Source organism: Stutzerimonas kunmingensis, assembly GCF_002929225.1.
GTDB lineage: Bacteria > Pseudomonadota > Gammaproteobacteria > Pseudomonadales > Pseudomonadaceae > Stutzerimonas.
On the sequence record NZ_PISM01000004.1, the window covers coordinates 1,011,787 to 1,034,016 of the forward strand.

A 22,230-nucleotide genomic window follows, 5' to 3' on the forward strand; every position below is an offset into this window, starting at 1 on the left:
TTGCCAGCAGGCGGTCGATGAAAGTGGACGGTTACAGGAATGAACAGAGCCGTCTCGGCTCGATCCAGCGATCAATAACAACAAAAGCGGAGTGGATATGAAAAGAACACTGACAGCCCTGGGCGTTGCGACTGCCGTTGTCGGGATGGCCCTGCCGTTGAGCGGCCATGCCCTGGAATTCACCGGCTACATGCGTAGCGGCGTGGGTGAATCGGTCAACAGCGATTCGCAATCATGCTTCCAGTTGCCCGGCGCGCCGAGCAAGTACCGTCTCGGTAACGAGTGCGAGCAGTACGCCGAGCTGGACCTGCGCCAGGACCTCTACACTTTCGCCGATGGCTCGGTACTGAGCCTGGAAGGCATGGCGGCGCTGTACAACCAGTACAACCACACCCCGGAATTCACCGGCGACCATGGCTGGGCGCGGATGGTCCAGGCCTACGCCGAGTGGAGCAAGGTGCCGGCGCTGAACAACGGCTCGCTGTGGGCGGGCCGCCGCTTCTACAAGCGTAACGACATCCATATCTCCGACTTCTACTACTGGAACCAGAGCGCTACCGGCGCCGGCGTCGAGGACATGGAGATCGGCGGGCTGAAGTACAGCTATGCCTTCTCGCGCAAGGACAGCGTGTTTCAGGAAGAGTACGTCACTCGCCACGATTTCAACGTCGGCGGCTTCGATAGCAACCCGGGCGGTGAGCTGGAATTCGGCCTGAGCTACCTCGACAAGCCCAGTCGTGACGACGCCAACAGTGGTTGGGCGGTGACGGTGCAGCATGTGCAGTCGGACTTTCTAGGCGGCAAGAACACACTGGCACTGCAATACGGTGAAGGGCCGGGCACCGGCCTCGGCTATACCGGCGACGTGACCCTGGACGACAGCGCCAAGAGCTGGCGGGTGGTGGAGTACTTCGACTGGCAGGTGACCCCGCGCTTCGGTGGCCAGGCTCAGGTGGTCTATCAGAAGGACAAGCGCGCCGACGGTGGCGATCAGGACTGGTGGTCGGTGGGGGCTCGCCCGGTCTATGCGTTCAGCGAGCAGTTCAAGCTCGTCGCCGAGGTCGGCCATGATCAGATCGACGCCACCGACGGCACGCGCAAACTGACGAAGTTCACCATCGCGCCGACCTGGTCACCCGCCGGCCCTGGCTTCTGGGCACGGCCGGAGTTCCGGCTGTACTACACCTATGCCAGCTGGAATGAGGCGGCGCAGCGTGCCGCCAACCTGATGGCCGAAGGCTCGGCGTTGTCGGACACCGGTGCATTCGGCAATGCCCGCCATGGTTCGAACTTCGGCGTGCAGGTGGAGCATTGGTGGTAAAAGTCGCGGATTAGCGCGTTGCCATCCAGATCAGCAGGCCGGCCTGGAACAGCGCCAGCGCAATCAGGCAAACAATGGTGAATCGCAGCGCACCGTCCTCACGACGGAAGCGGGCGATTCGCTCCTGCAGTTCACGAATCTGGTTCTCCTGTGCCTGCAGGTTGCGGTCGGCCTGTTCCAGCATCGCCGCCGCCTCCTGCAGCTCCACTACCTGCACCTTCTCGCTGTTCCAGTCCGCTCGCAGGGCGCTGACCCGCGGTGCGCCGTAGGTTGGCTTGAGCGGCGTCGCCTGGGGGTAGTCGATATCGAAGCCCTGGGTGCGCAGGCAGTGATCGCGACGCAGGCGCTGGTCTTCGCTCGCCACATCCTTCGGCAACGCGCCGCCCTCGACCAGATAGTGGCTCCAGCGCTTCTGCGCCCATGCCGCGCCCTGGGCCAGCAGAAAGCGGCCGAGGCCTCGATTGGCCGGGTCCAGTTGTAATCCGCTATCCGGCCCGAAGCGCAGTTCCTTGCTGCGGTGATCGGCCCACACCTCCAGCACGTTGTGCTTGCGCGAGCGCACCTGGCCGGGGATGTTGATGAACATCCGCAGCAGGCTCTGCTCCGGCGTATGCCGTTCCAGTTGCGCAAGTTCGACGAATCGCAGCGGGCGCACGCCGCCGTCGCGCTCGGTGGGCAGTGGTGCCAGGCGCAGCAGGCGGAAACGGTCGGGCTTGAGCTCCGTCCACGGATGCTTCGGTGCTGCCGGCTGGTCTTTTTCAGTGCTCTGGGTGGTTTCGCTGTCGGTCATCTGCGCGTTCCTGGGCCTGCGCGGCGGCTCGTTCAGGAGCCGATCGGGCCCTCGTCATGCGGGCTATCGGCAGCGCGGCGCCTAACTGGAGGCTGGCAGGATGCCATTGGCCTGCAGGAAGTGTCGGATACGTTCCTGCAGGCCCCAGGCGAGCGGCAGGTCGGGGTCATCATAGGAGGCCAACTGTTGCGCATTCGCCGGGACGATGCGCAGCACATGGTTCATGCCATCGATCAGCGCCAGCTTGGCGTCGGGTTTTGCGCGCCGCAGGGCTTCGGCGTCCTCGATGCCGACCTGGATGTCGTGGCGGCCCTGGACGATCAGCGCGGGTGTCTCGACGGCCGCGAAGGCCTCCGCCGGGTCGTAGGCGAACAGCGAAACCAGGTACGGCTGCACGCTGGGGCGGAACAGCACCTGCAGGGGCTCCGGCACTTCGGCGTGGGTTCGGCCGGCCTTGAGCTCGTCGATCAGAAAATAACTGGTGGCGAGCAGTGCCGGCGGCAGGCGACCCTGCAGTTGCTCGCGCAGCACCTCGTCGATCGGTCGGCCGCTGCCGGCGATGCTGATCAGCGCCGCGGCGCCCGACTTCGGCGCGGCGAGACTGGCGATCAGCGCTCCTTCGCTGTGGCCGATCAGGATCAGTCGGCTGAAACGGGGATCGCCCTTGAGCTTCGCGCTCCAGGCCAGCGCATCGCTGACATAGCCCTCGACGCTCAGCTCGCGCTCGTCCGGTGCGGCCGCCAGGCTGGCGCCGACGCCGCGCTTGTCGTAGCGCAGGCTGGCCACGCCCAGCTTGGCCAGGCCCTGGGCCAGGCGCTTGAGGCTATCGTTGCGTCCGGCCGGGTTGTTGCCGTTGCGATCGGTCGGGCCGGAACCTGCGATCAGCAGCGCTACCGGTACCGGTTGGTCGCTTTTCGGCAGCAACAGACTGCCCTGCAGTACGCCGCTGCCGGTATCCAGGTTCAGGGTCTGATTGAGCAGGGTCTGCGCCTGCAGGAACGAAGGGGACATGGTCAGTAGCAGCAGTATCAGCAGGGCACGCATGGAAGGATTTCGTTGGTCACGGAGCAGGTTGGACGCGGCAATCGACGTAAAGGTCAGTATGCGCCGGCAACAGGAGCGATGACACCGTAGCGGCCTCAGGTATACTTCCGGCCCCTGTTTTTCGGTCGATCGCGGAGCGTCCTGCATGTCCGGCAATACCTACGGCAAGCTGTTCACCGTCACCACTGCCGGCGAAAGCCATGGTCCTGCGCTGGTGGCCATCGTCGACGGTTGCCCGCCCGGGCTGGAGCTGTCGCTGGACGATCTGCAGCGCGATCTCGACCGCCGCAAGCCGGGCACTAGCCGGCATACCACTCAGCGCCAGGAAGCCGACGAGGTGGAAATCCTCTCCGGCGTCTTCGAAGGCAGGACAACCGGTTGCCCCATCGGCCTGTTGATCCGCAACACCGACCAGAAGTCCAAGGACTACTCGGCGATCAAGGACCAGTTCCGTCCGGCCCACGCCGACTACACCTATCACCACAAGTACGGCCTGCGCGACTACCGCGGCGGTGGCCGCAGCTCCGCGCGCGAGACTGCCATGCGTGTGGCGGCCGGCGCCATCGCCAAGAAGTACCTGGCGACGCTGGGCATTCAGGTGCGCGGCTACATCAGCCAGCTCGGCCCGATCGAGATCCCGTTCAAGACCTGGGACAGTGTCGAGCAGAATGCCTTCTTCAGTCCGGACCCGGACAAGGTGCCGGAGCTGGAGGCCTATATGGACCAGTTGCGTCGCGATCAGGATTCGGTGGGCGCGAAGATCACCGTGGTCGCCGATGGCGTACCGCCGGGCCTTGGCGAGCCGATCTTCGACCGTTTGGACGCCGAGCTGGCCCATGCGCTGATGAGCATCAATGCGGTCAAGGGCGTGGAAATCGGTGCCGGCTTCGCTTCGGTAGCCCAGCGTGGCACCGAGCACCGTGACGAGCTGACGCCCCAGGGATTCCTCTCCAACAATGCCGGCGGCATTCTCGGTGGCATCTCCTCGGGACAGCCGATCGTCGCCCACCTGGCGCTCAAGGCCACGTCCAGCATCACCACGCCAGGGCAGTCGATTGATGTGAATGGCGCGCCGGTCGAGGTCATCACCAAGGGTCGCCATGACCCCTGCGTCGGCATTCGTGCCACGCCGATCGCCGAGGCCATGATGGCCATCGTTCTGCTCGATCACCTGCTGCGCCACCGTGGGCAGAACGCCGATGTGCAAGTGCTCACCCCGGTGCTGCCGCAACTGTGAATCCGGGCCGTAGACGGCAGACCGACGGCGGCAGCATAAGGCGGCCGTTGTCCGCAGTCGGTAGCTTGTAGCCTATGGCCGCTGCTCTGCCGTACTGGCGTCTGTCCGGTTTCTACTTCTTCTACTTTGGCCTGCTCGGCTCCACGGCGCCGTTTCTCGGCCTGTACTTCGATCATCTGGGTTTCTCGCCGGAGCGGATCGGCGAGCTGATCGCCATTCCCATGCTGATGCGTTGCGTGGCGCCGAATCTCTGGGGCTGGCTGGGTGATGCAACCGGTCGCCGGCTGGAAATCGTCCGTCTCGGCGCGCTGTGCACCTTGCTGTCCTTCGGGCTGATCTTCTTCGACAAGAGCTTTGCCTGGCTGGCGCTGGTGATGGCGTTGCATGCGTTCTTCTGGCACGCGGTGCTGCCGCAGTTCGAAGTCATCACCCTGGCGCATCTGCACGAGCAGACTGAGCGCTACAGCCAGGTCAGGCTGTGGGGCAGCATCGGTTTCATCTTCGCGGTGGTAGGGCTCGGACTGCTGTTCCAGCGGCTGAGCCTCGATCTTTACCCGACCGCGGTGGCCTTCGTGGTGGTCGGTATCGTGCTGAGCAGTGCCTGGGTGCCCAACGCTCATCCGCGGCAACGTAGCGAGGCGGCCGGGCAGGGCGGGTTCCTCGCCCAGCTGCGGCGGCCTGGCGTACTGGCCTTCTACGGCTGCGTGGCGTTGATGCAGCTGGCCCATGGTCCGTACTACACCTTCTTCAGTATTCACCTGGAAGCACTGGGCTACAGCCGCAGCTTTATCGGGCTGATGTGGGCGCTGGGGGTGGTCGCGGAAATCCTGCTGTTCCTGGTAATGGCGCGGCTGCTCGAGCGTTTCTCGCTGCGTCAGGTGCTGCTGGCCAGCTTCCTGATCGCTGCGCTGCGCTGGGTGTTGCTCGGGCAGTTCGCCGAGCATCTGGCCGTGCTGCTGGTCGCGCAGCTGATGCACGCGGCGACCTTCGGCAGTTTCCACGCCGCCGCCATTCACTTCGTCCAGCGCAGTTTCGGCCATCGCCAGCAGGGCCAGGGCCAGGCGCTGTATGCCAGCCTGTCCGGCATCGGTGGAGCGCTGGGTGCGCTCTACGCGGGCTACGCCTGGTCCGGTCTGGGACCGGGCTGGTCGTTCGCCATCGCCAGTCTGGCGGCGCTGGCCGCAGCCGCTATCATTGCCTGCCGTTTGCAGGAGGACCGCGCATGACTGCCACCCGCCAGCACCTGAGCCAGGCGATCATCGACGCCGGACGCTTCTTGTATGGTCGTGGCTGGTCGCCGGCGACCAGCAGCAACTACTCGGCGCGCCTGACCAGCGCCGAGCTGCTGCTGACCGTTTCCGGGAGGCACAAGGGCGAGCTGACTGCCGATGACCTGTTGGCCGTCGACATGCACGGCAACAGCCTGGAAGAGGGCAAGAGGCCTTCGGCGGAGACACTGCTGCATACCCAGCTGTATCGCTGGAAACCGGAGATCGGCGCGGTGCTGCACACCCATTCGGTGAATGCCACGGTGCTGTCCCGCGTCGCCTTGGCCGATTCGCTGGTGTTCGCCGATTACGAGCTGCAAAAGGCCTTCAGCGGTATCTCCAGCCATGAATCGCAGGTGCTGGTGCCGATCTTCGACAACGATCAGGACATCGCCGCCCTGGCCGCCAGGGTGCAGCCGTGGCTCGACGAGCATCCCGATTGCGTCGGCTACCTGATTCGCGGTCACGGCCTGTACACCTGGGGCGAGGCGATGAGCGATGCGCTGCGGCAGATCGAGGCGTTCGAATTTCTGTTCGAATGCGAACTGAAGATGCGTGCCCTGCAGCCCAGATAAATTCCAGCCTGCCCGGTAGCGACCGGTCAGACGACCTTTTCGGAGAGCCGAACATGAGTGTCCTCAGCGTCTATCACGAGTCCCGCCCAGACCAACCGCTCAAGGTGCTGACCCACCTCGAAGACATCGCCCCGACGCTGGCCAAGGTCGGTGTGCAGCTGGAGCGCTGGGAGGCCAGCGCACCAATCGCCGCCGGAGCCAGCCAGGAAGAGGTGATCGCCGCCTATCGGCCGCAGATCGACAAGCTGATGACCGAGCGTGGCTATGTCACGGTGGATGTGATCAGCCTGACCCGCGATCACCCGCAGAAGGATGAGCTGCGCGCGAAGTTTCTTGATGAGCATCGCCACGCCGAGGACGAAGTGCGCTTCTTCGTTGCCGGGCGCGGGCTGTTTACCCTGCATATCGACGACATGGCCTACGCCGTGCTGTGCGAAAAGAACGACCTGATCTCCGTGCCCGCCGGCACGCGCCACTGGTTCGACATGGGCGAAGAGCCGCACTTCGTCGCCATCCGCCTGTTCAACAATCCGGACGGCTGGGTCGCGGAATTCACTGGCGAAAGCATCGCCGATCAGTTCCCGCGGCTGGACGACTGAGATGCCGATCAAGGCGATCCTCACCGACATCGAAGGCACCACCAGCGCCGTCGCCTTCGTCTTCGACGTGCTGTTCCCCTATGCCCGCGAGCATTTGCCGGTTTACATCCGCAGCCACGCCGACGAGCCTGCGGTCGCCGCGCAGCTCGAGGCGGTGCGTAGCGAAAGCGGTGAGGCCGATGCGGATATCGAGCGCGTCATCGAGATACTGCTCGGCTGGATCGCCAGTGATCGCAAGGCTACCTCGCTCAAGGCGCTGCAAGGCATGATCTGGGCCCAGGGCTATCGAGCCGGTCAGCTCAAGGGCCACGTCTACCCGGACGCAGTAGCCGCGCTACGGGAGTGGAAGGCGCAGGGTTATACGCTGTATGTGTATTCCTCCGGCTCGATCCAGGCGCAGCAGCTGATCTTCGGCTGTTCCGAGGCCGGCGACCTGACGCCGCTGTTCTCCGGTTATTTCGATACCACCAGCGGGCACAAGCGCGAGGTGGCCTCCTACCAGCGCATCGCCGAAGCTATCGGCGTGCCGGCCGCCGAGGTGCTGTTCCTCTCCGACGTGGTCGAAGAACTCGATGCCGCGCAGCAGGCCGGCATGCACGTCTGCGGGCTGGGCCGCGATGGCGGTGCGCTCGGTGAGCATGAAACCGTCGCCAGCTTTGCGCAGATCGACCCGCGGCGTTACTGAGCCGCCAGGCGATTACTGAACCCTGCCGCCGCGCTGGCATCCTAGTTTAGGTACTCACCCAAACAGGAGCGAACCCATGGGAGATGCCTTCGGCGGTATTTTCGGCCTGCTCATCCTGATACTGGATATCTGGGCGATCATCAGCATTGTTCGCAGCGACAGCACCGGCGGCAAGAAGGTGCTCTGGGTGCTTCTGATCGTTCTGCTGCCAGTGCTCGGCTTGATCATCTGGGGAATCATGGGGCCGCGCGGCAATCGTCCCGACGCGCGCGGGCCACATCGGTAGCCGTCGATGGAAAGCCTCAGCGGCCCGCTGGCCATCGCGGTGCTCGTGCTCGACATCCTCGCCATCGCTTATGTGTGGCGCAGTCGCATCGAGGTCGGGCGCAAGGTTGTCTGGTCATGTGTGATCCTGCTGCTGCCCGTGGTCGGTCTGATCATGTGGGCGGTAGCGGCCGGGCCGTTCGGCAAGGCGCGGTTGTGACACATGTGGCGCAGCGGTCTGCTGATCGGTCTGCTGGCCTTTGCTGCTGAGCCGCTCCTGGCTGACGACGCGGTGGCCTGGCAGGCATTGCGCGAGGGGCGGGCGGTACTTGTCATGCGTCACGCCAGCGCGCCTGGCTTCGGTGATCCCGAAGGCTTCGTTCTCGAAGACTGCAAAACCCAGCGAAATCTGAATCAGCGCGGCCAGGATGAGGCCCGGCGCTGGGGCGCGCGGCTGCGCGAAGCGGGGCTGAATGAAGTGCGCTTGTTCAGCAGTCGCTGGTGCCGCGCGCTGGAGACCGCCGAGCACATGGCGCTGGGCCCGGTGGAGCCACTGCCTGCGCTGGATTCGTTTTTCACATCGCCGGCAAACGAGCAGTGGCATACCGACGCCTTGCGCGAGGCCGTCGAGCAATTGCCGGTCGGTGAGATAGCGGTGCTGGTCACTCACCAGGTCAACATCACCGCACTGACGGGCATCTTCCCGCAGTCGGGCGAGGGATTGATTCTGGAGCGCCCGCTAACGAGTCCGCCCAGGGTGCTAACGCGCATCGCGCCGCCTTAGCCGCCCTTGGCCGCTTTGGAATAGTTGTCCCAGATATGGATGGCCGCATAGGCGCGCCACGGACGCCAGGCTTCGGAGCGTTCGGCCAGCGCCTTGGCGCTGATGCCGTCTGCACCCCACAGTGGCGCTTTCAGTAATCCCAGATCGGCAGCGGGAAAGGCGTCCGCGACACCGAAGCCCCGTAGCGCGATGTATTCGGCGGTCCAGGGACCGATCCCCGGCAATTCGCAGAGTCGTCGCACCAGCGCATCGGCACCATCTTCCACGTGCAGCTGCAGCGCGCCTTCGGCCACCGCGGCTGCGAGGCGGCGCAGCGCCTGGGCTCGCTTGGATGGCATGCCGATGTTCTCCAGCGGGTCATCGGCGATGGCCTGTGCGCTAGGGAAGAGCCGCTCCAGCCCCGGCGGGGCGTCCCGCAGCGTCTCGCCGAGGCGTTCCACCAGGCGCCGCGTAATGGTCACCGCCGCCTTGACCGTGACCTGCTGGCCGACCACCGCCCGCACCGCCTGTTCGAACGGGTCGTAGGCGGCCGGCAGGCGCAGGCCGGGGTGCGCGGCGATCAGCGGGCCGAGTGCGGGATCGCTAGCGAAATGCGTGGCGATGGCCTGCGGATTGGCATCCAGATCGAACATCTTGCGAACCTGTCCGACGAGTGGCTGGGTGGCATGTTGCAAAGAGTCGCTGAGCATCAGTTCGAGCGCCGGGCGGTCGGCCTGCGCGCGCACGCGGAGCCAGCCGCTGGCTTCGCCAACGCGCAGCGTGCGCGAGTAGCCGTCAACGTCCAGCCGTTCCACGCCGGGTAACAGACGCAGGGCGAAGTGGTGGTGAAACTGCTGCCAGTCCCAGGGTTCGAGGTAGGGCAATTGGATGATTTCGCTCATGACCCGACTCTAGGATCTCCCGATGGCCTTGTCGTCCCGAAGTGTGCTTTTGCTGCCTGCGGTTTCCGCTGTCATCTTGGCCAACGTAGAATGCGCCTCTTTTCGGTGGGCAGGCTGCATCGCCCGTCAAGCCAGATTGCCATCATGCGGCGGAGCGCTGCTTCGTCGCCGGTCAAGGGAGATACCCCATGAGCGACTTTCAGGAAACTCTCTACGAGGGATACGGGCAGCGGTTCCAGGTCGACAAGCTGCTGCACGAGGTGCGCACCGCGCATCAGCATCTGGTGATCTTCGAGAACCCGCGCATGGGCCGGGTCATGGCCCTGGACGGCGTGATCCAGACCAGCGAAGCCGACGAATTCATCTACCACGAAATGCTTGCCCACGTACCGATCCTGGCCCATGGCCTGGCGCGTCGCGTGCTGATCATCGGTGGCGGCGACGGCGGCATCCTTCGTGAAGTGGCGCGCCACCGCGATATCGAGAGCATCACCATGGTCGAGATCGATGCCACGGTGGTGGAAATGTGCAGGGAGTTCTTGCCGAACCATTCCGCCGGCACCTTCGAGGATCCGCGGCTGAATCTGGTGATCGACGACGGCATGCGCTTCGTGGCGACCACTGAAGAGAAGTTCGACGTCATCATCTCCGACTCCACCGATCCCATCGGCCCAGGTGAAGTGTTGTTCTCTGAGAACTTCTACCAGGCCTGTCGCCGCTGTCTGAACGAAGGCGGAATCCTCGTCGCGCAGAACGGTACGCCGTTCATGCAACTGGGCGAACTGCAGACCACTGCCAGACGCATGCAGGGGCTGTTCGCCGACTGGCATTTTTACCAGGCGGCTGTGCCGACCTATATCGGTGGTGCCATGTCCTTCGCCTGGGGCGCGTGCAGCGTGGAGAGCCGCAAGCTGCCGCTGGAAACCCTGATGCAGCGCTTCGCCGGCAGCGGCATCGTTACTCGGTATTACAACCCGCATGTGCACCTTGGCGCCTTCGCACTGCCGCAATACGTGTTGCATGCGATCGCCAAGCCCAGCAACGACTGATCCGCCTGTGATGGCTGTCTCATAACGGGGCATTCAGACGAACCAGGCCTCGCGGCCCGCCCGGAAACGGTGCGGGCCGCTTTCGTTTCATCTCCAACGCCTTGTTCTACAAGGGTTATCCGGCGTGGCGCGAGCTTTGCACTGTCGTTGGGCAGGTTTTTGTCCGAGGGCTCCGCATGGACCGCGTTTTCTACGATGAGATGCACGACGCGCACGGCGCATGCCGCCCGCACTACCGGGCCTTTTCGGCTTGGCTTTCCGATACGCCATCCGACGTGCTGGCGCAACGTCGGCGCGAGGCGGATCTGCTGTTCCACCGCGCCGGCATCACCTTCACCCTGTACGGCGACGAGCAGGGCACCGAACGGCTGATTCCCTTCGACACCATCCCGCGCGCCATCCCGATGAGCGAATGGCGGATGGTGGAACGCGGCTGCATCCAGCGGGTACAGGCGCTCAACCTGTTCCTCGCCGATCTCTACCACGAGCAGCGCATCCTCAAGGCCGGCGTCATCCCGCCGGAGCAGGTGCTGGCCAACGAGGGCTACCAGCCGGCGATGCAGGGGCTGGACCTGCACCGCGACACCTATGCGCACATCGCCGGAGTCGACCTGGTGCGCGACGGCGACGGCACCTACTACGTGCTCGAGGACAACCTGCGCACGCCCAGCGGCGTCAGCTACATGCTCGAGGACCGCAAGATGATGATGCGGCTGTTCCCCGAGCTGTTCGCCGCGCAGCGCATCGCGCCGATCAATCACTATCCCAACCTGTTGCTGGAAACGCTCAAGCATTCCAGCCCGCTGGACAATCCCTGCGTGGTGGTGATGACGCCGGGACGTTTCAACAGCGCCTTCTTCGAGCACGCCTTTCTCGCCCGCGAAATGGGCGTGGAACTGGTCGAGGGCGCGGACCTGTTCGTGCGCGACGAGCGCGTCTACATGCGCACCACCGCCGGCGCGCGCCAGGTCGACGTGATCTACCGCCGGCTCGACGACGCCTTCCTCGACCCGCTGGCGTTCAACCCGGACTCGGCGCTGGGCGTACCCGGCCTGCTGTCGGCCTACCGGGCGGGCAACCTGGTGCTGGCCAATGCCATCGGCACCGGCGTGGCCGACGACAAGTCGATCTATCCGTTTGTGCCGGACATGATCCGCTTCTACCTGGACGAGGAGCCGGTCCTCGCCAACGTGCCGACCTGGCAATGCCGCAAGCCGGAGGAACTGTCCCACGTGCTGGCGCACCTGCCGCAGTTGGTGGTCAAGGAAACCCAGGGCTCCGGCGGCTACGGCATGCTGGTCGGCCCGGCGGCCAGCGCGAAGGAGATCGAGGCCTTCCGCGCGCGGCTGAAGGCCAATCCCGGCGCCTATATCGCCCAGCCGACCCTGAGCCTGTCGACCTGCCCGACCTTCGTCGAGAATGGCATCGCCCCGCGCCATATCGACCTGCGGCCGTTCGTGCTCAGCGGCCGGGAAACCCGCCTGGTGCCCGGCGGGCTGACCCGCGTGGCGCTGCGCGAGGGCTCGCTGGTGGTCAACTCGTCGCAGGGCGGCGGCACCAAGGACACCTGGATCGTGGAGGATTGCTGAATGCTGAGTAGAACCGCGGCCGATCTGTACTGGATGTCCCGCTACCTGGAGCGCGCCGAGAACATGGCGCGCATGCTGGACGTCAGCTATTCGCTGTCGCTGATGCCGCAGGACGGCCGTGGCGACGGCCTCGACGAACTGGCCATGCCGCTGCTGATCACCGGCACGCTGGACGATTACCTGGTGTGCCATGGCCAGCTCAACGCCGAGCGCATGCTGCATTTCTTCGCCCTCGACGAAGGCAACCCGGCCAGCCTGTTCAACTGCCTGCGCCTGGCGCGCAGCAACGCCCACGCGGTGCGCGGGCGCATTACCTCGGACATGTGGGAGAACATCAACGCCGCCTGGCTGGAGATGCGCGGCATCGCCGAGCAGGGCCTGGGGCGCTATGGCATCAGCCGTTTCTGCGAATGGGTCAAGGAGCGTTCGCACCTGTTCCGCGGCGCCACCGTCGGCACCATCATGCGCAGCGACGCCTACCGCTTCATCCGCCTGGGCACCTTCATCGAACGCGCCGACAACACCCTGCGCCTGCTCGACGCCCGCCACGAACTGCTCGGCGAGGAAAGCGAGAACCTCGACGACCGCTCGGCGCGCGCCTACTACCAGTGGAGCGCGCTGCTACGGGCGCTGTCCTCGTTCGAGGCCTTCGCCGAGATCTACCGCGGCTCGCCGCGCACGGCCAAGGTCGCCGAGCTGCTGCTGTTGCGCGCCGACGTGCCGCGCTCGCTGCGCGCCTGCCTGGTGGAGCTGCAACTGATCCTCGCCAGCCTGCCGGGGGACAACGGCCGCCCGGCGCAGCGCCTGGCCTCCGAGCTGGAGGCGGGCCTGCGCTACACCAGCATCGACGAAGTGCTGGAAATCGGCCTGCACGACTGGATCACCGCCTACGTCGAGCAGGTCGGCCGGCTGGGCAACGCCATTCACTCTGCCTACCTGGAGGCCGCATGAAGCTATCCATCAGCCACGACACCAGCTACCGCTACCAAGACCAGGTGCGCGCGAGCATCCAGTACCTGCGCCTGACGCCCCAGCAGAGCCAGCGCCAGCGCGTGTTCAGCTGGGAGCTGGAGCTGCCGCGCCCGGCGCGGGCGCAGCGCGACCCCTACGGCAACGTGCTGCACGTGCTGACCCTGGACGAGCCGCACGACGAGATCGTCATCCGCGCCCGCGGCCAGGTGGAAATCGACGAAACCTGCGAATGCGAGGCCGAGGACGGCTCGCCGTTGCCGTTCCTGCGTTCCAGCCCGCTGACCCAGGCCGACGAGCCCTTGGCCGAGTTCGCCCGCCGCCAGTGCGGCAGCCGCCACGGGCGCGACGGCCTGGCTGAACTGATGCACGCACTGGCCGACCACATGCTCTACACCCCCGGCGCGACCCAGGTGGAAAGCACCGCGGCGCAGGCCTTCGCCGGCGGCGCCGGGGTATGCCAGGACCACAGCCATGCCTTCATCGCCTGCGCCCGCAGCCTGGGCATCCCGGCGCGCTACGTCTCCGGCTACCTGCTGACCGACGACAGCGACCACCTGGCCAGCCATGCCTGGGTCGAGGCCTGGATCGACGGGCAGTGGTACAGCTTCGACGTCTCCAACCGGCTGCTGCGGCCGGACCGCCACCTGAAGCTGGCGGTGGGCCTGGACTACCTCGATGCCTGCCCGGTGCGCGGCATGCGTCGCGGCGGTGGCGGCGAGTCGATGCATGCGCGGGTGCAGGTCATGCCGATGCAGATGGGCCAGCAATGATCGCGTGCCGCCCGGGCTTGCGGCGGGCGGCGGTTGGGTTACCATCCGCGCGCCGCCCGCGGCAGCTCCTCATCCATTAGAGCCACACGAACCATGACCTACTGTGTCGCCATGAACCTGGCCGATGGGCTGGTGTTCGTTTCCGATTCGCGAACCAACGCCGGCGTCGATCACATCGCCACCTTTCGCAAGCTCTACCGCTTCGGCATCCCCGGCGAGCGGCTGATCGTACTGCAGACGGCCGGCAACCTGGCCACCTCCCAGGCCGTGGTCAGCCTGCTGCGCCATCGCCTGCTGGGCGAGGGCGCGAACCTGTACAACGTGCCGTCGATGTTCGCCGCGGCGCGCCTGGTGGGCGATACGCTGCGCGAGGTGATCGAGCACGACGCCTCGCCGAGCATGGCCTCGGGGATCGACATGAGCAGCTCGTTCCTGGTCGGCGGGCAGATCGCGGGCGAGGAACCGCAGCTGTACAACCTCTATCCCCAGGGCAACTTTATCTGCGCGACGGTCGACACGCCCTATTTCCAGATCGGCGAGAGCAAGTACGGCAAGCCCATCCTCGACCGCGCGCTGCGCCACTCGACGGCGCTGGAGCAGGCCCTGCGCTGCGCGCTGATCTCCTTCGACTCGACCATCCGCAGCAACCTCTCGGTGGGCATGCCGCTGGACGTGCTGGTCTACCGCAGGGACAGCCTGCAGGTGCCCGACGGCTACCGGGTGGAGGAGGGCGACGCCTACTACGAGGACATCCGCGAGCGATGGTGCAGCAACCTGCGGCGCATGCTGGTTGAACTGCCGGCCGCACCGGGGTTCTATCTGGATTGAGAGGCCGCCTTGCGGCCTGTCCGTGCAACCGGGCTGGCGGCCTGCTAGCTTGTCATCGTGGGCATGGAGGATGCCCGCGCCGTTTCACTCACGCAGTCATGACCCGTCTGCCGATGCCTCGACGCCGGAGCCGGTCTCCCGTCGGGTACGCGGCAACCACCATCCACGCTCGAGAGGAGGTTGATTTCATGAGTACCACCTTCCACGAGGATGTCAGCAGCACCGTTCTGCGCAGGATGAAGGAGGGCGGCTTCGATTTCGCCCGAGTCCATCCAATCGACTTCTATGCGGTATTCCCTGAACAGGACCGCGCCCAGAGAGCCGCGCAGAACTTTCGCGGCGAAACCATCAATACCCAGGTGTTTCCGCGTGAGGACGGAAGCTGGAATCTGCAGGTAAGCAAGGTGATGTACGCGACGTTCGATGGCATCGGCGATTTCGAGCAGGATCTGGAATACCTGGTCGAACCCCTCGGTGGGGTGCTCGATGGCTGGGGCGTCACCCAGGAGATCGAAGGTCAGGACACCTGACCATCCTATCCTCACTCCCGCTTGAAGCCACTCTGAAGTGCCTGGTCCCAGGGAGGGACCGGGCCGAAGCGGTTTTTCAGAAACTCCAGCAATAGGCGGCTCCGCGAGTCGGCCTCGCGCCGCAATCGCAGCGCATAGATGCCGCTGGCTTCCGGCTGCGGCAATCCCCCTTCGCAGAACAGCGGCAGCAGTTCGCCACGCAGCAACTGGTCGCTGATCAGCCAGGTCGGCAGGTGGGCGATGCCAAGTCCCGCCAAAGCCCCGGCCAGCAGCGCTTCGGCATTGTTCGCCACCATGCGCAGGCGGCCCGGGCGCAGCAGTTGCGGTCGCCCGTCGCGCTCGAAACGCCACGCATGGGTCGGCGCCAGCGCATCCCAGTCCAATCCATCATGGTCGGGCAAATCCTCCGGTCGCAGCGGCACGCCGCGACGTTCCAGGTAGGCGGGGCTGGCGCAGACCACTCGTACCATCGGTGCCAGCGGTGTGGCGACCAGACGGGTGTCGGCCAGCGGGCCGATGCGCAGTACCAGATCGACCTCACCCAGATGCTCGCCGTGCAGGTCGACGAAGCTGTCGATCAGGCGCAGCTGGATATCGACTCCCGGATAGGCCTGGAGAAATTCGGCCAGGGCCGGCGCCAGGTGACGTCGACCGAAGGGGGCCGGCGCGTCGATCCGGATGCGGCCTTCCGGTGCGCTGTCCAGCGACGTCGCTTCGGCGCGCGCCAGATGCAGTTCCTGCACGATGCGCTGGGCGCGTTCGGCGAATGCCAACGCGGCGGGCATCGGGCGAACCGCGTGGGTACTGCGGCTGAACAGCTGGCAGCCCAGCGCCTGTTCCAGTGCATCGATGCGGCGCGCCACCGCCGAAGGTGTCAGGCCATGGCGGCGCGCGGCGGCAGAAAAGCTGCCAGCGTCGAGCACATCGATGAACAGGCTGAGCTGGGCGGAAAGGGCGTCGGGCAGCATTCGAATTCCTTGCTTGTGCGATCTATGCAAAGCCATTGTGCGTGGCTATGCGTACCGAAGCCAGCGGCGGTCGCGTACGATGAGCGCCCCTGTGAATTGGAGCGTCGGAATGCTGCTGGATATCGGATTGAACGTACTGCTCGGATTGGCGCTAGGCACGCTGGGTGGCTTGTTCGGTATCGGCGGCGGATTGATCGCGATTCCCGTGCTGGGCGTGCTGTTCGGCCTGGATCAGCAACTGGCGCAAGGCACCGCGCTGGTGATGGTCGTGCCCAACGTACTGCTCGCCATCTGGCGCTATCACCAGCGCAATCGCATCGACTGGCGGCATGCGCTCGCGCTGGGCAGCGCCAGTTTCGTGTTCGCCATCGCCGGTGCGGCCGTTGCCGTGTCGCTGGATGCCGGGCGCATGCGCATGGCGTTCGTCGGCTTCCTGCTGGCGCTGGCGGCTTACACCCTGCTACGGGTGTTTCTGCGCCCGGCCACCGGCGACGGACAGCTGCGTCATCCCTGGCCATGGCTGGGCCTGCTCGGCGCGGGTGCCGGAGCGTTGGGAGGGCTGTTCGGTGTCGGTGGCGCGGTCATCGCCACGCCGATTCTGACCAGTGTATTCGGCACTTCGCAGGTGGTCGCCCAAGGCCTGTCGCTGGCACTGGCGGCACCGAGCACCGGTGTCACCCTGGTCACCTATGCGCTGCATCATCAGGTCAACTGGTCGCTGGGCCTGCCGCTGGCGGTAGGCGGGTTGCTCAGCATCAGCCTGGGCGTGCGACTGGCGCACGCCTTGCCGGAGCGTCTGTTGCGACTGCTGTTCAGTGTTTTTCTGGTGGCAAGCGCCGTGCTGCTGGCGATGGAAAGCTGATCGGCGCGATCCCGCCAGTCGTTCAGCCCGTCAGGCCGATCAGGCCACCACCCACAGCGCCACCGATCACCACCAGCCAGGGCGGTAGTTTCCAGTACATCAGTGCGGCGAGGGCGAGCAGGGCAAGGACGAAATGCTCTGGGGCCTTGATGCCGCTGGTCCATACCGGATCGTACAGCGCAGCCAGCAGCAACCCGACCACCGCCGCGTTGACCGCCGCCAGGGCTGCCTGCGTGCGCCGGTTGCTGCGCAGGCGCTCCCAGAACGGCAGCACGCCGATGACCAGCAGAAACGACGGCACGAATACCGCAACCAGGCACACCGCCGCTCCCAGCAAGCCGCTGGGCGATTCATTCATCGAGGCGCCGAGAAACGCGGCAAAGGTGAACAGCGGGCCGGGTACCGCCTGGGCCGCGCCGTAGCCAGCGAGGAACGTATCGCGGTCTACCCAGCCTGGCTGCACCACTTCGGCCTGCAGCAGCGGCAGCATCACGTGGCCGCCACCGAACACCAGCGCGCCAGCGCGGTAGAACGCATCGAGCAACGCCAACAACGGGTTGTCCGTGCCGCTGGCGAGTAGCGGCAACAGCATGAGCAGCGCAAAGAACAGCGCCAGTGCTGTGAGCGCGGCCCGACGCTTCACCGCAACGGGCAATGCGACATGTGCTTCCGTGGAGGCTGGGCGAAAGACAATCAGCCCGATCAGACCCGCCGTGGCGATGACCGCAACCTGGCTCCAGATGAACGGGAGCAGCAGCACGGTGCTCGCCGCCGCCAGCGCAATGGCGATTCGCGGCGCGTCGGTACACAGCGTTCGTGCCATGCCCCAGACGGCCTGGGCAACCACGGCCACGGCGACGATCTTCAGACCCTGAAGGACGCCGTCAGGCAGCGCGTCGCCCCATGTGGCGATTCCCAGCGCGAACAGCGTCAGCGCGATCGCCGATGGCAGGGTGAAGCCTGCCCAGGCCGCCAGCGAGCCACGGTAACCGCCGCGCAGCAAACCGATCGCCAGGCCTACCTGGCTGCTGGCCGGGCCTGGAAGAAACTGGCAGAGCGCGACCAGATCGGCATAGCTGCGCTCGTCCAGCCAGCGGCGACGCTGGACGAACTCGTCGCGGAAATAGCCGAGATGCGCGATGGGACCGCCAAAGGAGGTGAGGCCCAGGCGCAGGAACACCAGAAAAATGGTCCAGGCGTCGAGTCGGGAGGGTGTCGAATGATGCTGCGAGTCGGTGGGCATGCGGGTCCGTCGGCTATCGATCTGTAGGGTCGAGTCGGGCAGGCAGTCTAGCTGTTCAAGGTGTCAGGTGGATGACAACGGACGCGCTGCAGCGCCGTTGCAGGGCCAATCATCGGCGACCAGAAACAGCCGTTCCTGCTCCAGCCAGACGCCCGACGCATCCGGTTCGAGCCGCGCCAGCAGCTGCGCCCGCGCCTGTGCCGGATTGGCGGCCTGCCAGTCGGCGAACCGGTTTGCAGTCCACAGTTCGGCTGGCGTAACACGTGCTGGCGCGAGCCAGGCCGAGCGAGCGATGGGTTGCCAGGCGGCGTCGGGATTCTCGGCCTGGAACCGCGGCCAGTCAGCCTGGCGCAGCCATCTGCCCTGCAGGTGGTGCGGGTTGGCGCCGAGCGGCGACGTGCAGCTCTGCGGCCAGGGGCGGAACAGGTACCCGCTGAGCCAGAAGCTGCTTTGCACCGGGCGGCCGGTAAGTTCGGCGAGCACCGCCAGCGTTGCTGGCTGGGTACACAGCGGCAGCTGGCGCTGGCACATATGGTCGAGTTTCAGATCGAGTCGATCGTGACTGCCGGGACCAAGCCAATGCGCGTGCCGGCTGCCATCGCCCTGCCCGAGCCCCAGGTAGAACTTCACGGCCAGCTCCAGGTGGTGCACGCCCTGGTCATCGCAGAACAGCAGGTCCAGCTCGCCGAGGGTGCTGCCGTTCTGCCGGATCGGCAGATTGGCGGCGAGCAGCTGGATATCGGGTGCGTGGGACAGCGCGTATTGCCACAGTCGCTCGTAGTACAGGCCCAGTCGTCGAATGCGGTGCAGCGACAGCCAGGCTTCGAGAATCGATGGCTCGGCATCCTGTTGCCACAACCAGTTGGCCAGTCGCTCCGGCTCGCTGTTCCAGCAGCTCGCGGACAGCGGGTGACGCTGACACTGCGGTGCCTCGTTCAGCAGCGGCGGCGAGAGGATCGTCCAGGCGAGATCGCGCACCTGCGGATGCTGGAGGCGGTTGGGGAGGGCGGAAAGACTGCACAGGCTCATGAATGCAGCATAGCTGTCGGTTTGCTGATGGTCCGGCGTTTCGCTGATAATCCGCTGCCGCTGAACACCGCGGCGAGCAGGGGCTCTAACCCCTGTGCTGGATTTCAGGCGAATAGCCGATTCGTATCGGCGTCGTCGCCTGCGTGCTGCGTGTTATTTTCTAGCGCTGCGACTGCCCGCAACCATCCGCCCAGCCACACCAGGGAACGTCAATGGAGCAATTCCGCAATATCGGCATCATCGGCCGCCTGGGTAGCTCCCAGGTGCTGGATACCATCCGCCGGCTGAAGCGATTCCTCGTCGAACGCCATCTGCATGTGATTCTTGAAGAGAACATCGCCGAGGTGCTGCCGGGACACGGCATGCAGACCTCGTCGCGGCAGCGGCTGGGCGAATCCTGCGACCTGGTGATCGTGGTCGGCGGCGACGGCAGCCTGCTGGGCGCCGCCCGGGCGATGGCCAAGCACCGGGTGCCGGTACTCGGCATCAACCGTGGCAGCCTCGGCTTTCTCACCGACATCCGTCCGGATGAGCTGGAAGAGAAAGTCGCCGAAGTGCTCAACGGCCAGTACACCCTGGAAAATCGCTTTCTGCTGGAGGCCCAGGCGCGACGCTTCGATGAGCCGATCGGCGAGGGCGACGCGCTCAATGATGTGGTGCTGCATCCGGGCAAATCCACGCGCATGATCGAATTCGAGCTGTACATCGACGGCCAGTTCGTCTGCAGCCAGAAGGCCGACGGTCTGATCGTGGCGACCCCCACCGGCTCCACTGCCTATTCGCTGTCGGCGGGCGGGCCGATCATGCATCCGCGATTGGACGCCATCGTCGTCGTGCCCATGTACCCGCACACGCTGTCGAGCCGTCCGATCGTGGTCGATGGCAACAGCGAGCTGAAGATCGTGGTGTCGCCGAACATGCAGATCTATCCGCAAGTGTCCTGCGACGGCCAGAACCACTTCACCTGTGCCCCGGGCGATACCGTGACGGTGCGCAAGAAGCCGCAGAAGCTGCACCTGATCCATCCGCTGGACCACAACTACTACGAAGTTTGCCGGACCAAGCTGGGCTGGGGCAGTCGCCTCGGCGGGGGCGATTGATGCAGCTTGATCCCGAACGCGGCTACGACCTTATCGGTGATGTGCATGGCTGCGGTCGTGCACTTGCGCGGCTGCTGGATCAGCTGGGCTACCGCCTGCAGGGCGGGGTCTGGCGCCATTCGCGGCGACAGGTGATCTTCCTCGGCGACATCATCGACCGCGGCCCGCATATCCGCGAGGCGCTGCATCTGGTCTACGACATGGTCGATCGTGGGCAAGCCTACTGCATCATGGGTAACCACGAGTTCAATGCGCTGGGCTGGTACATGCCGGCACCGCCGGGCAGCGGCCGGGAGTTCGTGCGTGACCGCACGCCGCGCTTCGCCCGCCTGCTGCAGGAGACGTTCGAGCAGTTCGAACGGTATCCGGACGAGTGGCGAGCGTTCCGCGAATGGTTCTACGAGTTGCCACTGTTCTTGGAATCCGAGCGCTTCCGCGTGGTGCATGCCTGCTGGGACAGCTGGGTGATCGCACGCCTGCGTCCGTTTCTCAACGACGCCTGCCTCAATCCGGCAATCCTGCGCGAAGCCGGCCTGCCGGGCACCTTCATCTGCCAGGCGCTGGATCGGCTGCTGCGCGGCACAGACATGCCGCTGCCCGAGGGCATGACCCTGACCAGTGAGGAAGGTTTCGTGCGCACCTTCTTCCGCACCAAATTCTGGGAAGAGAACCCACAGACCTACGGTGACGTGGTGTTCCAGCCCGACGGCCTGCCGGACCATGCGGCGCGCATGCCGCTATCTGCGCAACAGAAGAATCGCCTCTTCCTCTACGGTCCGGACGAGCCGCTGCTGTTCGTCGGCCACTACTGGCGGCGTGGCCAGCCGGGGCCGCTGCGCGACAATCTGGCCTGCCTGGACTACAGCGCGGTGAAGAACGGCAAACTGGTGGCCTATCGGCTGGATCAGGAAGTCTGTCTGGACCCGGCGAAGTTCGTCTGGGTCGATGTCTGCGCGGTGTTCCGAACATGAGTGTCGAGGTGAGTGAAGCGCTGCGCCTGCCGCTGTCGGAAGACCTCAGCGGCTTCATCGCCCTGCTGCGCCGTCTGCGGGTGCCGTGCCGGGTGTCGGAGGAGGGCGATCAACAGGTGCTGCGCGTGCCGGTTGAGGTCGTCGAGCAGGTTCGTGACCTGTACTCACGGCATCCCCATGGCGATGACAGCGTCGTCATCGAACAGCCGCGTCGCCGCGGCGGTTTCGTCGCCGCCCTGCGCGCCAGCCCGCTGACCGCGGCGGTATTGGTCATCACCCTGGTTGTCGCGGCTATCACCATGCTCGGTGAGAACTTCGCGACGATCCGCTGGCTGAACTTCGTCGACTTCCGGGTCGATGGTGAATACGCCTACTTCGCCTCGCTGGAGCAGACACTCGCCGCCGGGCAGTGGTGGCGACTGATCACGCCGATCTTCGTGCACTTCGGCATCCTCCACCTGGCCATGAACAGCATGTGGTTCTGGGAACTGGGGCGGCGCATCGAAGCCCTTCAGCGCGCCTGGATGCTGCTGGCGCTGACGCTGCTGTTCGGTCTGGTGTCCAACTTCGCCCAGTACCTGTTCGGCGGGCCGGGCATCTTCGGTGGGCTCTCCGGCGTGCTGTACGGGCTGCTCGGGCACTGCTGGCTCTATCAGAAGCTTGCGCCCAACGAGGCCTACCGGCTGCCACCCGGGGTGGTCGTGCTGATGCTGGTGTGGCTGGTGATCTGCCTCACCGGCGTCATCGAGGTGCTCAGTTTCGGCGCGCTGGCCATCGCCAATGCCGCCCATGTCGGCGGGTTGGTCGCCGGCTGCGTGACCGGCGTGATTGGCGGCACCCTGGCGCGCCGTCGGCGCCAGCGCTGAGGCTT

Annotated in this window: 25 protein-coding genes; 19 read left to right on the forward strand and 6 right to left on the reverse strand. The window is 65.6% G+C overall.

The annotated features are described in order from the left end of the window. The first annotated feature begins 97 nt into the window (after window positions 1-97). Entirely contained in the window at window positions 98-1,321 is a 1,224-nt protein-coding gene (locus tag CW305_RS05915) for a maltoporin (protein WP_090523053.1), read from the forward strand. Between the two features lie 10 nt (window positions 1,322-1,331). Here the strand turns inward: CW305_RS05915 and CW305_RS05920 are convergent, their stop codons facing one another. Continuing rightward, entirely contained in the window at window positions 1,332-2,111 is a 780-nt protein-coding gene (locus tag CW305_RS05920) for a hypothetical protein (protein ID WP_104097333.1), read from the reverse strand. 81 nt (window positions 2,112-2,192) lie between these two features. Then, window positions 2,193-3,155, reverse strand: coding sequence for an alpha/beta hydrolase (locus tag CW305_RS05925; RefSeq protein WP_104097334.1), 963 nt, complete (start codon window positions 3,153-3,155; stop codon window positions 2,193-2,195). A 145-nt stretch (window positions 3,156-3,300) separates the two neighbouring features. On the opposite strand from CW305_RS05925, the gene aroC reads away from it, so the two are divergent. The 8 genes from aroC to CW305_RS05965 all read left to right on the forward strand — a co-directional run bounded on the left by aroC (window position 3,301) and on the right by CW305_RS05965 (window position 8,567). Then, window positions 3,301-4,392: a chorismate synthase gene (gene aroC / locus CW305_RS05930; RefSeq protein ID WP_104097335.1), complete on the forward strand. Its 1,092-nt coding sequence runs from the start codon at window positions 3,301-3,303 to the stop codon at window positions 4,390-4,392. Between the two features lie 74 nt (window positions 4,393-4,466). Continuing rightward, window positions 4,467-5,618 carry an MFS transporter gene (locus tag CW305_RS05935; RefSeq protein ID WP_104097336.1) on the forward strand — a complete coding sequence of 384 codons (1,152 nt, stop codon included), beginning with the start codon at window positions 4,467-4,469 and terminating at the stop codon, window positions 5,616-5,618. Continuing rightward, window positions 5,615-6,235 carry a methylthioribulose 1-phosphate dehydratase gene (locus CW305_RS05940; RefSeq protein ID WP_104097337.1) on the forward strand — a complete coding sequence of 207 codons (621 nt, stop codon included), beginning with the start codon at window positions 5,615-5,617 and terminating at the stop codon, window positions 6,233-6,235. Before CW305_RS05935 ends, CW305_RS05940 begins: the two co-directional genes overlap by 4 nt. A gap of 53 nt (window positions 6,236-6,288) precedes the next feature. Further along, entirely contained in the window at window positions 6,289-6,834 is a 546-nt protein-coding gene (locus CW305_RS05945; protein WP_014820731.1) for a 1,2-dihydroxy-3-keto-5-methylthiopentene dioxygenase, read from the forward strand. Between the two features lies 1 nt (window position 6,835). After that, entirely contained in the window at window positions 6,836-7,519 is a 684-nt protein-coding gene (gene mtnC, locus CW305_RS05950; protein WP_014820730.1) for an acireductone synthase, read from the forward strand. A 76-nt stretch (window positions 7,520-7,595) separates the two neighbouring features. Next, window positions 7,596-7,805: a PLDc N-terminal domain-containing protein gene (locus CW305_RS05955; RefSeq protein WP_003300608.1), complete on the forward strand. Its 210-nt coding sequence runs from the start codon at window positions 7,596-7,598 to the stop codon at window positions 7,803-7,805. Window positions 7,806-7,811: 6 nt separating this feature from the next. After that, window positions 7,812-8,003, forward strand: coding sequence for a PLDc N-terminal domain-containing protein (locus CW305_RS05960; protein ID WP_003300607.1), 192 nt, complete (start codon window positions 7,812-7,814; stop codon window positions 8,001-8,003). Between the two features lie 3 nt (window positions 8,004-8,006). Beyond that, a complete protein-coding gene (locus tag CW305_RS05965) occupies window positions 8,007-8,567 on the forward strand; it encodes a histidine phosphatase family protein (RefSeq protein ID WP_014820729.1) in 561 nt (186 codons plus the stop codon). Here CW305_RS05965 and CW305_RS05970 read toward each other — a convergent pair. Beyond that, window positions 8,564-9,448: a DNA-3-methyladenine glycosylase family protein gene (locus CW305_RS05970; RefSeq protein WP_104097338.1), complete on the reverse strand. Its 885-nt coding sequence runs from the start codon at window positions 9,446-9,448 to the stop codon at window positions 8,564-8,566. The two genes, CW305_RS05965 and CW305_RS05970, sit on opposite strands and share 4 nt — an antisense overlap. Window positions 9,449-9,636: 188 nt before the next feature. On the opposite strand from CW305_RS05970, the gene speE reads away from it, so the two are divergent. The 6 genes from speE to CW305_RS06000 all read left to right on the forward strand — a co-directional run bounded on the left by speE (window position 9,637) and on the right by CW305_RS06000 (window position 15,186). Beyond that, window positions 9,637-10,497: a polyamine aminopropyltransferase gene (gene speE / locus CW305_RS05975; RefSeq protein WP_104097339.1), complete on the forward strand. Its 861-nt coding sequence runs from the start codon at window positions 9,637-9,639 to the stop codon at window positions 10,495-10,497. A 176-nt stretch (window positions 10,498-10,673) separates the two neighbouring features. Beyond that, window positions 10,674-12,086 carry a circularly permuted type 2 ATP-grasp protein gene (locus tag CW305_RS05980; protein WP_014820726.1) on the forward strand — a complete coding sequence of 471 codons (1,413 nt, stop codon included), beginning with the start codon at window positions 10,674-10,676 and terminating at the stop codon, window positions 12,084-12,086. Next, complete coding sequence (locus tag CW305_RS05985; RefSeq protein WP_003300601.1) at window positions 12,087-13,037, forward strand: alpha-E domain-containing protein; 951 nt, start codon at window positions 12,087-12,089, stop codon at window positions 13,035-13,037. It abuts the gene before it with no gap. Continuing rightward, window positions 13,034-13,828, forward strand: coding sequence for a transglutaminase family protein (locus tag CW305_RS05990; RefSeq protein ID WP_014820725.1), 795 nt, complete (start codon window positions 13,034-13,036; stop codon window positions 13,826-13,828). The genes CW305_RS05985 and CW305_RS05990 overlap by 4 nt, the downstream gene beginning before the upstream one ends. A gap of 93 nt (window positions 13,829-13,921) precedes the next feature. Beyond that, window positions 13,922-14,656, forward strand: a complete 735-nt coding sequence (locus CW305_RS05995) for a proteasome-type protease (RefSeq protein WP_104097340.1) — start codon at window positions 13,922-13,924, stop codon at window positions 14,654-14,656. Window positions 14,657-14,844: 188 nt separating this feature from the next. Then, on the forward strand, window positions 14,845-15,186 hold the full coding sequence (locus CW305_RS06000) for a ribonuclease E inhibitor RraB (RefSeq protein WP_003300597.1): 342 nt from the start codon (window positions 14,845-14,847) through the stop codon (window positions 15,184-15,186). Between the two features lie 11 nt (window positions 15,187-15,197). On the opposite strand, the gene CW305_RS06005 is transcribed toward CW305_RS06000, so the two are convergent. Next, window positions 15,198-16,154, reverse strand: coding sequence for a LysR family transcriptional regulator (locus tag CW305_RS06005; protein ID WP_104097341.1), 957 nt, complete (start codon window positions 16,152-16,154; stop codon window positions 15,198-15,200). A gap of 109 nt (window positions 16,155-16,263) precedes the next feature. Here CW305_RS06005 and CW305_RS06010 point away from each other — a divergent pair, with 109 nt between their 5' ends. Beyond that, on the forward strand, window positions 16,264-17,016 hold the full coding sequence (locus CW305_RS06010; RefSeq protein ID WP_003300594.1) for a sulfite exporter TauE/SafE family protein: 753 nt from the start codon (window positions 16,264-16,266) through the stop codon (window positions 17,014-17,016). Between the two features lie 22 nt (window positions 17,017-17,038). On the opposite strand, the gene chrA is transcribed toward CW305_RS06010, so the two are convergent. Together chrA and CW305_RS06020 are read right to left on the reverse strand one after the other, a co-directional pair. Continuing rightward, a complete protein-coding gene (chrA, locus tag CW305_RS06015) occupies window positions 17,039-18,259 on the reverse strand; it encodes a chromate efflux transporter (protein WP_104097342.1) in 1,221 nt (406 codons plus the stop codon). A 63-nt stretch (window positions 18,260-18,322) separates the two neighbouring features. Continuing rightward, the gene (locus CW305_RS06020; RefSeq protein ID WP_104097343.1) at window positions 18,323-19,288 is read right to left on the reverse strand and encodes a DUF1853 family protein; all 966 of its coding nucleotides are present in this window, start codon (window positions 19,286-19,288) and stop codon (window positions 18,323-18,325) included. Window positions 19,289-19,500: 212 nt separating this feature from the next. On the opposite strand from CW305_RS06020, the gene CW305_RS06025 reads away from it, so the two are divergent. The 3 genes from CW305_RS06025 to CW305_RS06035 are packed head-to-tail and all read left to right on the forward strand — an operon-like array spanning window position 19,501 to window position 22,225. After that, the gene (locus tag CW305_RS06025) at window positions 19,501-20,388 is read left to right on the forward strand and encodes an NAD(+) kinase (protein ID WP_003280695.1); all 888 of its coding nucleotides are present in this window, start codon (window positions 19,501-19,503) and stop codon (window positions 20,386-20,388) included. Then, on the forward strand, window positions 20,388-21,359 hold the full coding sequence (locus CW305_RS06030) for a metallophosphoesterase (RefSeq protein ID WP_046619652.1): 972 nt from the start codon (window positions 20,388-20,390) through the stop codon (window positions 21,357-21,359). Before CW305_RS06025 ends, CW305_RS06030 begins: the two co-directional genes overlap by 1 nt. Next, a complete protein-coding gene (locus CW305_RS06035; RefSeq protein ID WP_014820717.1) occupies window positions 21,356-22,225 on the forward strand; it encodes a rhomboid family intramembrane serine protease in 870 nt (289 codons plus the stop codon). The genes CW305_RS06030 and CW305_RS06035 overlap by 4 nt, the downstream gene beginning before the upstream one ends. The last annotated feature ends 5 nt before the right edge of the window (window positions 22,226-22,230 follow it).

Excerpts from the sequence above, each read along its gene's own strand:
- CW305_RS06005 (WP_104097341.1), bottom strand. The coding sequence starts at position 16,154 with ATGCTGCCCGACGCCCTTTCCGCCCAGCTCAGCCTGTTCATCGATGTG.
- CW305_RS05940 (WP_104097337.1), top strand. The coding sequence starts at position 5,615 with ATGACTGCCACCCGCCAGCACCTGAGCCAGGCGATCATCGACGCCGGA.
- aroC (WP_104097335.1), top strand. The coding sequence starts at position 3,301 with ATGTCCGGCAATACCTACGGCAAGCTGTTCACCGTCACCACTGCCGGC.
- CW305_RS06010 (WP_003300594.1), top strand. The coding sequence starts at position 16,264 with ATGCTGCTGGATATCGGATTGAACGTACTGCTCGGATTGGCGCTAGGC.
- CW305_RS05985 (WP_003300601.1), top strand. The coding sequence starts at position 12,087 with ATGCTGAGTAGAACCGCGGCCGATCTGTACTGGATGTCCCGCTACCTG.
- CW305_RS05960 (WP_003300607.1), top strand. The coding sequence starts at position 7,812 with ATGGAAAGCCTCAGCGGCCCGCTGGCCATCGCGGTGCTCGTGCTCGAC.
- chrA (WP_104097342.1), bottom strand. The coding sequence starts at position 18,259 with ATGCCCACCGACTCGCAGCATCATTCGACACCCTCCCGACTCGACGCC.
- CW305_RS05920 (WP_104097333.1), bottom strand. The coding sequence starts at position 2,111 with ATGACCGACAGCGAAACCACCCAGAGCACTGAAAAAGACCAGCCGGCA.
- CW305_RS05980 (WP_014820726.1), top strand. The coding sequence starts at position 10,674 with ATGGACCGCGTTTTCTACGATGAGATGCACGACGCGCACGGCGCATGC.
- CW305_RS05925 (WP_104097334.1), bottom strand. The coding sequence starts at position 3,155 with ATGCGTGCCCTGCTGATACTGCTGCTACTGACCATGTCCCCTTCGTTC.
- CW305_RS05945 (WP_014820731.1), top strand. The coding sequence starts at position 6,289 with ATGAGTGTCCTCAGCGTCTATCACGAGTCCCGCCCAGACCAACCGCTC.
- CW305_RS05915 (WP_090523053.1), top strand. The coding sequence starts at position 98 with ATGAAAAGAACACTGACAGCCCTGGGCGTTGCGACTGCCGTTGTCGGG.
- speE (WP_104097339.1), top strand. The coding sequence starts at position 9,637 with ATGAGCGACTTTCAGGAAACTCTCTACGAGGGATACGGGCAGCGGTTC.
- CW305_RS05935 (WP_104097336.1), top strand. The coding sequence starts at position 4,467 with ATGGCCGCTGCTCTGCCGTACTGGCGTCTGTCCGGTTTCTACTTCTTC.
- CW305_RS05955 (WP_003300608.1), top strand. The coding sequence starts at position 7,596 with ATGGGAGATGCCTTCGGCGGTATTTTCGGCCTGCTCATCCTGATACTG.
- CW305_RS06025 (WP_003280695.1), top strand. The coding sequence starts at position 19,501 with ATGGAGCAATTCCGCAATATCGGCATCATCGGCCGCCTGGGTAGCTCC.
- CW305_RS05965 (WP_014820729.1), top strand. The coding sequence starts at position 8,007 with ATGTGGCGCAGCGGTCTGCTGATCGGTCTGCTGGCCTTTGCTGCTGAG.
- CW305_RS05990 (WP_014820725.1), top strand. The coding sequence starts at position 13,034 with ATGAAGCTATCCATCAGCCACGACACCAGCTACCGCTACCAAGACCAG.
- CW305_RS06020 (WP_104097343.1), bottom strand. The coding sequence starts at position 19,288 with ATGAGCCTGTGCAGTCTTTCCGCCCTCCCCAACCGCCTCCAGCATCCG.
- CW305_RS06030 (WP_046619652.1), top strand. The coding sequence starts at position 20,388 with ATGCAGCTTGATCCCGAACGCGGCTACGACCTTATCGGTGATGTGCAT.
- CW305_RS05995 (WP_104097340.1), top strand. The coding sequence starts at position 13,922 with ATGACCTACTGTGTCGCCATGAACCTGGCCGATGGGCTGGTGTTCGTT.
- CW305_RS06000 (WP_003300597.1), top strand. The coding sequence starts at position 14,845 with ATGAGTACCACCTTCCACGAGGATGTCAGCAGCACCGTTCTGCGCAGG.
- CW305_RS06035 (WP_014820717.1), top strand. The coding sequence starts at position 21,356 with ATGAGTGTCGAGGTGAGTGAAGCGCTGCGCCTGCCGCTGTCGGAAGAC.
- mtnC (WP_014820730.1), top strand. The coding sequence starts at position 6,836 with ATGCCGATCAAGGCGATCCTCACCGACATCGAAGGCACCACCAGCGCC.
- CW305_RS05970 (WP_104097338.1), bottom strand. The coding sequence starts at position 9,448 with ATGAGCGAAATCATCCAATTGCCCTACCTCGAACCCTGGGACTGGCAG.